13 protein-coding genes are annotated in these 11,881 nt (G+C 30.8%); all 13 read left to right on the top strand.

Features of this window, described 5'->3' with window-relative positions:
• The first annotated feature begins 27 nt into the window (after nucleotides 1-27).
• The 13 genes from ACN6I1_RS04265 (at nucleotide 28) to ACN6I1_RS04325 (ending at nucleotide 11,880) form a co-directional block, all read left to right on the top strand.
• Nucleotides 28-1,158, top strand: a complete 1,131-nt coding sequence (locus tag ACN6I1_RS04265) for a 1-propanol dehydrogenase PduQ (protein ID WP_419742841.1) — start codon at nucleotides 28-30, stop codon at nucleotides 1,156-1,158.
• 187 nt (nucleotides 1,159-1,345) lie between these two features.
• A complete protein-coding gene (gene eutS, locus ACN6I1_RS04270) occupies nucleotides 1,346-1,696 on the top strand; it encodes an ethanolamine utilization microcompartment protein EutS (protein WP_021429273.1) in 351 nt (116 codons plus the stop codon).
• Between the two features lie 2 nt (nucleotides 1,697-1,698).
• The gene (locus ACN6I1_RS04275; RefSeq protein WP_021432396.1) at nucleotides 1,699-2,124 is read left to right on the top strand and encodes a EutP/PduV family microcompartment system protein; all 426 of its coding nucleotides are present in this window, start codon (nucleotides 1,699-1,701) and stop codon (nucleotides 2,122-2,124) included.
• A 20-nt stretch (nucleotides 2,125-2,144) separates the two neighbouring features.
• Nucleotides 2,145-2,720 carry an ANTAR domain-containing response regulator gene (locus ACN6I1_RS04280; protein ID WP_021432397.1) on the top strand — a complete coding sequence of 192 codons (576 nt, stop codon included), beginning with the start codon at nucleotides 2,145-2,147 and terminating at the stop codon, nucleotides 2,718-2,720.
• A gap of 4 nt (nucleotides 2,721-2,724) precedes the next feature.
• Nucleotides 2,725-4,101: a histidine kinase N-terminal domain-containing protein gene (locus tag ACN6I1_RS04285; RefSeq protein WP_419742842.1), complete on the top strand. Its 1,377-nt coding sequence runs from the start codon at nucleotides 2,725-2,727 to the stop codon at nucleotides 4,099-4,101.
• A 160-nt stretch (nucleotides 4,102-4,261) separates the two neighbouring features.
• Nucleotides 4,262-5,695: an ethanolamine ammonia-lyase reactivating factor EutA gene (eutA, locus tag ACN6I1_RS04290; RefSeq protein ID WP_021432399.1), complete on the top strand. Its 1,434-nt coding sequence runs from the start codon at nucleotides 4,262-4,264 to the stop codon at nucleotides 5,693-5,695.
• Between the two features lie 17 nt (nucleotides 5,696-5,712).
• On the top strand, nucleotides 5,713-7,077 hold the full coding sequence (locus ACN6I1_RS04295; RefSeq protein WP_021429282.1) for an ethanolamine ammonia-lyase subunit EutB: 1,365 nt from the start codon (nucleotides 5,713-5,715) through the stop codon (nucleotides 7,075-7,077).
• 11 nt (nucleotides 7,078-7,088) lie between these two features.
• Nucleotides 7,089-7,970, top strand: a complete 882-nt coding sequence (eutC, locus tag ACN6I1_RS04300) for an ethanolamine ammonia-lyase subunit EutC (RefSeq protein WP_419742843.1) — start codon at nucleotides 7,089-7,091, stop codon at nucleotides 7,968-7,970.
• 22 nt (nucleotides 7,971-7,992) lie between these two features.
• Nucleotides 7,993-8,646 carry an ethanolamine utilization microcompartment protein EutL gene (gene eutL, locus ACN6I1_RS04305; RefSeq protein WP_021429304.1) on the top strand — a complete coding sequence of 218 codons (654 nt, stop codon included), beginning with the start codon at nucleotides 7,993-7,995 and terminating at the stop codon, nucleotides 8,644-8,646.
• 9 nt (nucleotides 8,647-8,655) lie between these two features.
• Entirely contained in the window at nucleotides 8,656-9,222 is a 567-nt protein-coding gene (locus ACN6I1_RS04310) for a BMC domain-containing protein (RefSeq protein WP_278548244.1), read from the top strand.
• A 2-nt stretch (nucleotides 9,223-9,224) separates the two neighbouring features.
• Entirely contained in the window at nucleotides 9,225-10,694 is a 1,470-nt protein-coding gene (locus ACN6I1_RS04315) for an acetaldehyde dehydrogenase (acetylating) (protein WP_419742844.1), read from the top strand.
• Between the two features lie 65 nt (nucleotides 10,695-10,759).
• On the top strand, nucleotides 10,760-11,047 hold the full coding sequence (gene eutM, locus ACN6I1_RS04320; protein ID WP_021429341.1) for an ethanolamine utilization microcompartment protein EutM: 288 nt from the start codon (nucleotides 10,760-10,762) through the stop codon (nucleotides 11,045-11,047).
• Between the two features lie 74 nt (nucleotides 11,048-11,121).
• A complete protein-coding gene (locus ACN6I1_RS04325) occupies nucleotides 11,122-11,880 on the top strand; it encodes a cobalamin adenosyltransferase (protein ID WP_419742845.1) in 759 nt (252 codons plus the stop codon).
• The last annotated feature ends 1 nt before the right edge of the window (nucleotide 11,881 follow it).

Below are 11,881 nucleotides of genomic sequence, written 5' to 3' on the forward strand. Positions count from 1 at the left end.
ACTTAATAAAGAAAAGGGGAAATACAAATGTACAACTTTGAAATAAAGACAAAAATAAGCTGCGGTACAGGAGCTTTAGAATCATTAAAAGATATAAAAAATAAAAAAATATTTATAATAACAGACCCATTTATGATTGAATCTAAAACAATAGATAAAATATTAATCAATCTAGAAGGAAATGATTGTAATATATTTAGTGAAATTGTGCCAGATCCTCCAATCGAAATAGTTGTAAAAGGTATGGAAAAGATAAAAGATTATTCTCCAGACATAATTATTGCATTGGGTGGAGGCTCAGCAATTGATGCAGCTAAAGCAATAATGGATTTTTCAAAACAAATTTTTAAGATAGATGAAATCGAGTTTATTGCAATACCTACAACTAGTGGGACGGGATCAGAAGTAACATCTTTTTCTGTAATAACAGATGCACAAAAAGGTACAAAATATCCACTTGTTTCAGATGATTTGATACCTAATAAAGCTATATTGGACCCAGAACTAGTAAAAACTGTTCCGAACTTTATAACAGCAGATACTGGTATGGATGTATTAACTCATGCTATAGAAGCTTATGTATCAACTGATAGTAATGATTTTTCGGATGCATTAGCAGAAAAGGCAATAAAACTTGTACACGAATATTTAATTGATGCATATAAAGATGGATCAAATTTAGAAGCTAGAGAAAAAATGCACAATGCATCATGTATGGCGGGATTAGCATTTAACCAAGCTTCATTAGGATTAAATCATGGAATAGCACATATAGTAGGTGCAAAGTTCCATATACCTCATGGAAGAACCAACTCAATATTACTTCCTTATGTTATAGAATATAATGCTAATATTTCAGGATACAATAATGCATCTTACTCAGACACTGCTAAGAAATATGCACAAATAGCTAAAATGTTAGGGCTAGAATCTTCTAATGTTAGATTAGGTGTGAAAAATTTAGTAAATGAAATTAAGAAAATGCAAAAAAGTATGAACATGCCGATGAAATTAACAGACTGTAAAGTTAATAAAGTCGATGTGGAAAATTTATTACCAGAAATTGCACAATTAGCGTTAAAAGATGGATGTACTAAGACAAACCCTAGAATTCCAAATGATTCGGGAATAATCGACATATTAAAACAAATAATTTAATAAAAACTTAGTAAAATGGTTTTTTAAATATTTTGAAATAAATATTGACAAGTGGAAAACGTATATCTATAATTAAATTATCACAAGGGCGTGATAATTGATTAAAAAGCAACGGAGCTTCTTAAAGATATATTGATAGTATATATTTTTAAGGAGCTTTATTTGATTTAAGAAAGAAGGTTTCAAAATGACAGAAGAAACTAAAAGTAGAGTTATTCAGGAATACGTTCCTGGAAAACAAGTTACATTAGCACATGTAATAGCGAATCCAAATGAAGATATATACAAAAAATTAGGACTTATAATAGATAAAAAAGATGCAATAGGCATACTTACAATAACTCCAAGTGAAGCATCGATTATAGCTGCAGATGTAGCAACAAAAGCATCAGGTGTACAATTAGGATTTATAGATAGATTTAGTGGATCTGTAGTTGTCACAGGAGATATAAGTTCTGTTGAATCAGCACTTAATGAAGTTGTAGAAGTGCTAGGAAATATGTTAAACTTTACATCAACAAAGATAACGAGGACTTAATTATGAAAAATATAATATTTATGGGTAAAACAGGTAGTGGAAAAACAACACTATGCCAAAAGCTTGATGATTTAGAAATAAAGTATAATAAAACTCAATCAGTTGAATTATACAATCAATCAATAGATACACCTGGAGAATATATTGAAAATAGAAGTTTGTATAGTGCACTTATAACTACAGCTGTAGATGCAAAAACTATAGCATTAGTATACGACCCTACACAAGGTGAAGGATATATTGCACCAGGCTTTGCTAGTATGTTTGCTAAAAATGTAATAGGAATAATTACAAAAATAGATATAGCAAATGAAGATGAAATTGAACTAGCAAAAGAAAAGCTTAAAATGGCAGGTGTTAATGAGATATTTTTAGTAGATACTATCAAAGGCATAGGTATTGAAGAGTTATTTGAATATTTAAGTTAGCTAAAGTGAGGTGGCAACATATGAAAGGAAATATATTGGTAGTCGATGATGAACCAATAATCAGAATGGATATAAAAGACATTTTAACTGACAGAGGATATAATGTTGTTGGAGAAGCATGTGATGGATTTGAAGCTGTTGAAGCATGCAAAAAGTATAATCCCGATTTAGTTATAATGGATATAGATATGCCAATGTTAGATGGACTTAAAGCTGGTAAGATAATAACAAAAGATAACTTAGCAGGAGGAATACTTTTATCAACTTCTTTTGAAGGCGATGAGTATTTGAAAAAAGCAAAAGAAATAGGTGCCTTTGGATACCTAGTAAAACCTATTAATGAAAAAATATTTATACCTACAGTTGAAATGTGTATAGGTAAAGTAAGAGAATTTGAAAAGATGAAAAAAGACCTCGATAAGATAAGCAATAAGTTGACTGAAAGGAAGTTAGTAGAAAGAGCTAAAGGGATACTTATAAGAGAATTTGAAATTGATGAGGAAGAAGCATATACAAGAATAAGAAAACTTAGTATGGATAAAAGAACTTCTATGCTTGAAATTGCAAAAACTATTATTATAGGTTACGAGGAATAATCATATGATAAAAGAGTTATGTCAAGAGTATTCTAACTTAAATAGTGAAGAAATTGACAAAGTAATTGATATTTCAAAATCCTTAGATCTAATGGCTAACTTTTATGAAAGCGATGTCTTTATAGACATATTAACGAAAAACCAAGAAGAGGCTATTGTAGTGGCTCATGGAAAAGCTAAAAATAATTCTATTTACAAAAATACTGTAGTAGGAAAAAAGGCTTTGAGTATAAATGAACCAGGAGTTATAAATACACTACTAACAGGAGTTACCTCAAAAGATATAAAAGCTTTGACACAAGAGTATAAACTTGTGAGGCAAAGCATACAACCTATAGAACTAAATGATAAAACAATTGCAGTATTGATTGTAGAAAAAGACATAAGTAAAGAGTTAAAAGATGAATTTGATACAAATAAAAAAGAATCAAAAGAATTAATAAACTTAATAAAGCAAAACAGTTTTATAACTGATAATTTAAATGCTGCTATACTTGTGTTTGATAAATATGGAAATTTAAAATTTAAGAATAAAAATACTGTGAAGATATATGAAGCTATAGGAATGAAACAAGATTTAGAAGATGTTAAGTATGACGAGATATCACTAGAAAGTGAGAAATTTATTGATATTATAAAAAGTCATAAAATAGAACAAGTAAGAGAAGTAAATATAAATTATTGCTTCTTTGAAGTAAAAACAATAGTTAGAAAATCTGAAGAACTTAGAGTAATTCAAATAATACAAGATATAACTGAATTGAAAGAAAAAGAAGCAGAACTAGTTTTTAAATCAATTGCAGTTAAAGAAACTCATCATAGAGTAAAAAATAATCTTCAAACTGTAATTTCCTTGCTTAGAAAACAAAGTAGACTAACAGATAACGAAGAAGTTAAGATGTGTCTAGACAATGTGACTAACAGGGTATTTGCAATACTATCTAATCATCATTTGTTATCAAAGCAAATGGATAATAGTATAAGTATATTACAGGCTATAAACTTATTAATCAGCAATATTCAAGGTGGATATTGTGATGATAAAAATATAAACATATACATTACAGGTGAAGATTTTAAAATAAATGGAGAAAAATCCAGTGCATTGCTACTAGCTATAAATGAAGCTATCCAAAACTGTTATGACCATGCTTTTGAAGGTAAAGAGAGTGGTAATATACAAGTACTAGTAAATGAAGAAGGAAATAAAAATATTATAGCTATCGTTGATGATGGAATTGGATTTAAAAATGATGCTAAATTAAAAACTAATTTAGGTACATTTATAATAGATAGCTACATAAAACAGGTTCTAAAAGGTGATGTTGAAAAAATATCCACTGATAAAGGAACAAAAATAATTTTTAAAATTCCAAAATAATTTAATATATGTATTAATAACTATATCTACAAGGTGGTAGTATTAATTAAGCAAAGGGGCTTAAGGTTATTGATAAGTTAGGTAAATATATGCCTAAACTTATTATAACTTTAAGCCTCTTTGCTTGTTTAAAACACACTTTGTGTATGGAGGTGAATAAATGAAAGAAGAGTTATTAAGTGTTGGAATTGATATAGGAACAAGTACTACACAACTTATATTTTCAAAGTTAATAGTAGAAAATATGGCTTCAAGCTTTTCAGTTCCAAGAATTAGTATTGTAGATAAAGAAATTATTTACAAGAGTGAAGTTTATTTTACTCCACTTATTTCTAACACTGAGATTGATAGAGATAAAATTAAAGAACTAGTAGAACTAGAGTACAAAAAAGCTAATATTTGTAAATCAGATATACAAACTGGAGCAGTTATTATAACAGGTGAAACTGCTAGAAAAGAAAATGCAAATGATGTACTTCATTCATTAAGTGGTTTTGCAGGAGACTTTGTAGTTGCAACAGCTGGACCTGACTTAGAAAGTATTATTTCTGGAAAAGGAGCAGGAGCACATATATATTCAAAAGAACACTCAACGAGTGTTGTTAATCTAGACATAGGAGGAGGAACAACAAACTTAGCGCTTTTTAAAAGAGGCGAAGTTTGTGACACTGGATGTCTAGACATAGGTGGAAGGCTTATAAAAATTGATAAGTCAACAAAAGAAATTATATATATATCACCTAAAATCAAAGAGATTATAAAAAATAACAATTTAAATTTAGATTTAGGAACTATTGCTACAGTTGAAAATTTAAAGCCTGTTATAGATATAATGGTTAAACTGTTGCTTGAAAGTGTAGGCATAAGACCTAAAAGTGAACTATTTGATTATATAGTTACCAACAAAAATATTAAATTAGATGAAGATATAAAATGTATATCTTTCTCTGGTGGAGTTGCAGATTACGTTTATTATGATGGCGAAATTGATGACTACTTTAAATATGGAGACATAGGTATTTTACTTGGTCAAGCTATTAAAAACTGTGAAGAATTCAAAAATCTTAAAATTATAAGATCTATGGAAACTATAAGAGCAACTGTTGTAGGAGCAGGGTCTCATACAACTGAGGTTAGTGGAAGTACTATAACATATACTAGCGAAAGTTTTCCTCTTAAAAATTTACCAGTTTTAAAATTATCAAAGGAAGATGAAATAGGAGATAGTCAGCACATAAGTAAAGCAATAAAAAATAAATTAAATTGGTTTAAATTAGAAAATGATCTTCAAAATATTGTAATTGCTATTGAAGGTAAATCAAATCCTAGTTTCTCAGACATACAAACATATGCAGATGGACTAGTAGATGGAATGCAAGAAATAATCGATAGAGATTTAGAATTTATAGTTATTGTTGAATGTGATATGGCTAAAGTTTTAGGTCAAAGTATGTATTCCAAATTGAACTTTAAAAAGAACTTAATATGCCTAGATAGCGTTAAAGTTGAAAATGGAGATTATATAGATATTGGAAAGCCAATAGCACAAGGTCAAGTATTACCAGTAGTAATAAAGACACTGGTTTTTAACTAATAAAAGGAGGTAAGTCAATGATTTTACAAACGAAACTATTTGGACATACGTATAAGTTTAATGGGTTATACGATGTAATGGCTAAGGCTAATGAAGAAAAATCAGGAGATAAGTTAGCAGGCGTTGCGGCTACTTCTTCAGAAGAAAGAGTTGCAGCTAAGGTTGTTTTATCTAATATAAAGTTAGAAGATATAAAAAATAACCCAGCTGTACCTTATGAAATAGATGAAGTTACAAGAATAATAATGGATGACTTAAATGAAAAAATATATGAGGAAATAAAAGATTGGACAGTATCAGACCTAAGAGAGTGGTTACTAGACTCAAACACTACAGGTGATGATATAAGCAGAATTTCAAGAGGATTAACTTCTGAAATGATAGCTGCAGTTGCAAAATTAATGTCTAATATGGATTTAGTTTATGCAGCTAAAAAAATAATAGTAAAAGCACATTGTAACACAACAATAGGAGAACCAGGAACTTTATCAGCAAGACTTCAACCAAACCATCCAACAGATGATCCAGATGGAATTTTAGCATCACTTTTAGAAGGATTAACTTATGGAATAGGAGATGCAGTACTTGGATTAAACCCTGTTGATGACTCAGTTGAGAGTGTAACTAAAGTTTTAAAAAGATTTGAAGAAGTAAAACAAAAATTTGATATACCTACTCAAATTTGTGTACTTGCACACGTTACTACTCAAATGGAAGCTGTTAGAAAAGGTGCTCCAACAGACCTTATATTCCAATCAATTGCAGGTTCTCAAAAGGGAAATGAAGCATTTGGATTTGATGCTGCAACAATTGAAGAAGCAAGACAATTAGTTTTAAAACAAGGAACTTGCACAGGACCGAATGTAATGTACTTTGAAACAGGACAAGGTTCAGAACTTTCATCAGAAGCTCACCATGGAATAGATCAGGTTACTATGGAAGCTAGATGTTATGGATTTGCAAAGAGATTTAATCCTTTCTTAGTAAATACAGTTGTTGGTTTTATAGGGCCTGAATACTTATACGATGCAAAAGAAGTTATAAGAGCGGGACTTGAAGATCACTTTATGGGTAAATTAAGCGGATTACCAATGGGTGTTGATGCTTGTTACACAAATCATATGAAAGCAGATCAAAATGATATAGAAAATTTAGCTATTTTATTAACAGCAGCAGGATGTACATACTTTATGGGAATACCTCATGGAGATGATGTAATGCTTAACTATCAAACAACAGGATACCATGAAACAGCTGCTCTTAGAGAAATGTTTGGATTAACAGCAATTAAGAAGTTTGACAGCTGGTTAGAAAATATGGAATTTAGTAAAGATGGTAAGTTATTAGAAAAAGCAGGAGATGGATCTATATTATTAGGATAGGGGGCTAAGTTATGAACGAAAAAGATTTAAAAGCATTAGTAGAACAACTAGTTGGCCAAATGGTTGGACAAGTTGACACAAACTCAATAAACGAGGTAACAAAGCAGGTTGCTACACAAATAGATGGAAATGATGAATTTATAGAAGATATAACAACAGTAGATATAAAGAAACAATTATTAGTTGAAAATCCAAAGGATAAAGATGCTTACTTAGATATGAAAGCAAAAACTCCTGCAAGATTAGGAACTGGAAGATGTGGAGCAAGATATAAAACAGCTACTGCACTAAGATTTAGAGCAGACCATGCTGCGGCGCAAGACTCTGTTTTCTCATATGTTTCTGATGAATTTATAAAAGAAAATAACTTATTCGAAGTTGAAACACTTTGTGAAAGTAAAGATGAATATATAACAAGACCAGATCTTGGAAGAAGATTTTCAAAAGAAACTATAGATAAGGTAAAGTCTAAGTTTGGAACTAATCAAAAAGTATTATTAATGGCAGGAGATGGATTAAGTTCAGCAGCAATAGAAGCTAACTTAAAAGATATAGTACCAGCTATAAAGCAAGGTTTAAAAATGTATGGAATAGATTCTAGTGAAATATTATTTGTTAAACACTGTAGAGTTGGAGCTATGGATCACCTAGGCGAAGAATTAGGAAGCGAAGTTATATGTATGTTAGTAGGAGAAAGACCAGGTCTTGTAACTGCAGAATCTATGTCAGCATACATTGCATACAAACCATATATAGGAATGGCAGAAGCTAAGCGAACTGTTATATCAAATATCCACAAAGGTGGAACTACAGCAGTTGAGGCTGGTGCACACATAGCAGAATTAATAAAAACTATGTTAGAGAAAAAAGTTTCAGGAATAGATCTTAAGTAATCTATATAGGAGGAGTTAAACTATGAAAAATGATGCAATACGCCCTAATGTCCTAGGAGTAAAAATAATTTCAAATGTAAGTCCAGAAATGGCTAAAAAATTAAATTTAGAGCAACATCATAAAAGTTTAGGATTAATAACAGCTGATTGTGATGATGTAACATATACTGCTCTTGATGAAGCAACGAAAGCTGCTGAAGTAGATGTAGTTTATGCAAAGTCAATGTATGCAGGAGCTGCAAACGCTTCAACGAAATTAGCTGGAGAAGTAATCGGAATTATAGCAGGACCAAGTCCAGCAGAAGTAAGAAGTGGATTAAATGCAGTTTTAGATTTTATGGAATATGGAGCAACTTTTATAAGTGCTAATGATGATGACTCAATAGCATATTATGCTCACTGTGTTTCAAGAACAGGAACTTACCTTTCTAAGGTAGCAAACATAAGAGAAGGAGAGGCATTAGCTTATCTAGTAGCACCTCCACTTGAAGCAATGTATGCTTTAGATGCAGCACTTAAAGCAGCAGACGTTTCTTTATGTGAGTTATTTGAACCACCTACAGAAACAAACTTTGCAGGAGCACTTCTTACAGGTTCGCAGTCAGCTTGTAAGGCAGCATGCGATGCTTTTGCACAGGCGGTTATAGCTGTAGCAGATAACCCAACAGGATTTTAAGGTTAGATAATGAATGCTTTAGGATTAGTTGAAACAATTGGTTATGTTGCTGCGATAGAAGCTCTAGATGTTTGTTTAAAATCTGCAAGCGTAGAAGTTGTTGGAATACAAAAGGTAGGACAAGGCATAGTTACAATTGAAGTAAGTGGAGATGTTGGAGCTGTAAAGTCAGCAATAGAAGCTGCTAAGTATGCTGCTGAGAAAGTAGGAGTATTAAGAGCTACACATGTGATACCAAGATTACATCCAGATGTACACGATGCTTTATTTAAAAAAGAAGATATTAAAAATGCAGAAGAAGAAACTGTACATGAAATAGAAGAAATAGAAACAGAAGTTGAAATAAAAGAAGTTGAAGATATTCAAGAAGAGATAGAAATAGATAGTGTAGACGTAGAAGAAAACAATGAGAAGAAAGATGAGTTAGAAAAACCTAATTTATCAAATCTTAGTGTAAAAGAACTTAAAAACTTAGCTAAGTCATTGGGATCAAAGAAGACATATAAAGAATTAAATGCTTTAAAGAAAGAAGAATTAATTTCTTTAGTAGATAAGTTTTATAGAGAGGATGAGTAGAGATGACACTTTTAGATAAAGATTTAGTATCAATACAAGAAGTTAGAACTCTTGTGAAAAATGCTAAAGCTGCACAGCAAAAACTAGAATCTATGAACCAAGAACAAATAGATAAAATAGTAAAAGCTATTGCAGATGCAGGATTTGAAAATGCTGAAAAGTTAGCTAAAATGGCTAATGAAGAAACTGGATTTGGAAAATATGAAGATAAAATAATTAAAAATGTATTTGCATCTAAGATGGTTTATGAAACTTTAAAAGATACAAAAACAGTTGGGATAATAGGTGAAGATAGAGAAAACAAAACTATAGACATAGCAACACCAGTTGGAGTTGTAGCTGGACTTATACCATCAACTAACCCAACGTCTACTGTAATATATAAAGCTATGATTGCTTTAAAAGGTGGAAATGCCATAGTATTTTCTCCTCATCCAAATGCTAAAAAATGCATCCTTGAGACTATAGAAATAATAAGAAATGCAGCAGTTAATGCAGGATGCCCAAAAGATGCAATAGGATGTATAACAACACCTAGTTTACAAGGGACAAGTGAATTAATGAAGCATAAATTAACTTCATTAATACTTGCAACAGGTGGAGAAGCAATGGTTAAAGCTGCATATTCATCAGGAACACCAGCTATAGGGGTTGGACCTGGAAATGGACCAGCTTTTATAGATAAAAGTGCAGATATCAAACTAGCTGTTAAGAGAATAATAGATTCTAAAACATTTGATAATGGAACTATATGTGCATCAGAACAATCTATAGTAATAGAAGAATCTATTGAAAATGAAGTTGTAAGTGAACTTAAAAATCAAGGAGCTTACTTATTAAATGAAGAGGAAAGTCAAAAACTTTCAAAATTCATAATGAGAGCTAATGGAACTATGAATCCTCAAATAGTTGGTAAAAGTGTTGAAACTATTTGTAAATTAGCAAATTTAAACAACGTACCAAGCACAGCTAAAGTTTTAGTAGCAAGAGAAACAAAAGTAGGACCAGATGTAGCTTACTCTAGAGAAAAGCTTACACCAATACTTGCATTCTATGTAGAAAAAAATATAGATTCTGTAATAACTAGATGTAGAGAAATACTATTAAATGAAGGGGCTGGGCATACATTCTCAATGCATGCAAACAATGAAGAACTAGTAAAAATATTTGCTCTTCATATGCCAGTATCTAGAGTTTTAGTAAATACTCCATCTACTCTTGGAGGAATAGGAGCTTCAACAAACTTAACTCCAGCTCTAACATTAGGATGTGGAGCTATAGGTGGAAGTTCAACATCAAACAATATAGGACCACTTGATTTAATAAATATTAAAAAAGTAGCCTATGGAGTTAAAGAAATGGAAGAAATAAGAGGAGATAGACCTCAAAATACAAATGCAAATATATCTTTAGGTGACAACGAAGACTTAATAAATATTTTAGTGAAAAGAATAATTGAAGAATTGAGATAATTAAAAATTATATTAAATAAAAATTAAAATTAAAATAAACTATAAAAATTTTGGAGGATAAGATTATGGCAAACGCAAACGCATTAGGAATGATAGAAACTAAAGGATTAGTAGGAGCAATAGAAGCAGCAGATGCAATGGTTAAAGCAGCAAACGTTCAATTAGTTGGAAAAGAGCAAGTTGGTGGAGGATTAGTTACAGTAATGGTAAGAGGAGATGTTGGAGCTGTTAAAGCAGCAACAGATGCAGGAGCAGCTGCAGCTGAAAGAGTAGGAGAATTAGTATCAGTACACGTTATACCAAGACCACACTTTGAAGTAGACGCTATATTACCAAAAGTTAGCGAAAAGTAATAAAAATTTAAGTAAATAGGGGTTGTTTCAATTGAGACACCCCTTTTTACACATCCGATAGGAGTTGTGAGGATATGGGTGTTTTAACAGAAAGTGAAGTAAGAAAAAAAATAGGACATACAGATGTAAAAGAGTTTTATATACAAAAAGGTCAAATTATAACTCCTTCAGCAAAATCGTATTTAACTGACAAGAACATAGTTTTAAAATACGTAGATTCATTAGATGAAATAGAAAAAAATAAATCTAGTGAAGAAAAAGCTGATGTAAAACAAGAAAAAAGATATAAGTATGTTACTGTATTTGGAGCTAACTTAGACGAAAAACCTGAACATATGACTTCTTTAAACGGTAATTTACTAGTATTTAAAGATCATAAAAGAATTGTTTTAAGAGGCAAGGTAGATTCCTTAGAAGCTAGAATTTTACAAGCTCAGATTTTATGTCAAAAGCATGACATGAAAAAGTTACTAAAAGATCTTCAAGAAGTTTTGGTGTTTGTTAGAACTATAATGAGATGTGAAGTTTTAGAAGAAAAATTAGAAGAATTTAAGCTTTTAGGATTGACACCTGAAGAACTAAGAGAACAATCTCATTATCCTAAAAAATACTTTGGAATAGGTCATGAATTTCCAAATTATGAAATGGGAGAAATGGTAGTTGAGATAAATAGTATAAGAACACTAACAAGAGAGGTTGAACTTGCTGCATATGAAGCTTTTAAAGGAGAATATGGACAAGTTGAAAGAGAAGATTTAATAAAAGCTTTAAACCGATTATCCTCAGTATTTTGGATTATGATCTATAAAATTAGAACAAATAAATATAAATAGT

Origin of the sequence: Paraclostridium dentum, assembly GCF_048568265.1 — a bacterium.
Lineage (GTDB): Bacteria > Bacillota > Clostridia > Peptostreptococcales > Peptostreptococcaceae > Paraclostridium > Paraclostridium dentum.

What these genes read in the sequence shown, in the direction of transcription:
- ACN6I1_RS04315 (WP_419742844.1), top strand. Translation starts at nt 9,225, where the DNA reads ATGACACTTTTAGATAAAGATTTAGTATCAATACAAGAAGTTAGAACT.
- ACN6I1_RS04265 (WP_419742841.1), top strand. Translation starts at nt 28, where the DNA reads ATGTACAACTTTGAAATAAAGACAAAAATAAGCTGCGGTACAGGAGCT.
- ACN6I1_RS04280 (WP_021432397.1), top strand. Translation starts at nt 2,145, where the DNA reads ATGAAAGGAAATATATTGGTAGTCGATGATGAACCAATAATCAGAATG.
- ACN6I1_RS04310 (WP_278548244.1), top strand. Translation starts at nt 8,656, where the DNA reads ATGAATGCTTTAGGATTAGTTGAAACAATTGGTTATGTTGCTGCGATA.
- eutA (WP_021432399.1), top strand. Translation starts at nt 4,262, where the DNA reads ATGAAAGAAGAGTTATTAAGTGTTGGAATTGATATAGGAACAAGTACT.
- ACN6I1_RS04275 (WP_021432396.1), top strand. Translation starts at nt 1,699, where the DNA reads ATGAAAAATATAATATTTATGGGTAAAACAGGTAGTGGAAAAACAACA.
- eutS (WP_021429273.1), top strand. Translation starts at nt 1,346, where the DNA reads ATGACAGAAGAAACTAAAAGTAGAGTTATTCAGGAATACGTTCCTGGA.
- eutL (WP_021429304.1), top strand. Translation starts at nt 7,993, where the DNA reads ATGAAAAATGATGCAATACGCCCTAATGTCCTAGGAGTAAAAATAATT.
- eutC (WP_419742843.1), top strand. Translation starts at nt 7,089, where the DNA reads ATGAACGAAAAAGATTTAAAAGCATTAGTAGAACAACTAGTTGGCCAA.
- ACN6I1_RS04285 (WP_419742842.1), top strand. Translation starts at nt 2,725, where the DNA reads ATGATAAAAGAGTTATGTCAAGAGTATTCTAACTTAAATAGTGAAGAA.
- ACN6I1_RS04325 (WP_419742845.1), top strand. Translation starts at nt 11,122, where the DNA reads ATGGGTGTTTTAACAGAAAGTGAAGTAAGAAAAAAAATAGGACATACA.
- eutM (WP_021429341.1), top strand. Translation starts at nt 10,760, where the DNA reads ATGGCAAACGCAAACGCATTAGGAATGATAGAAACTAAAGGATTAGTA.
- ACN6I1_RS04295 (WP_021429282.1), top strand. Translation starts at nt 5,713, where the DNA reads ATGATTTTACAAACGAAACTATTTGGACATACGTATAAGTTTAATGGG.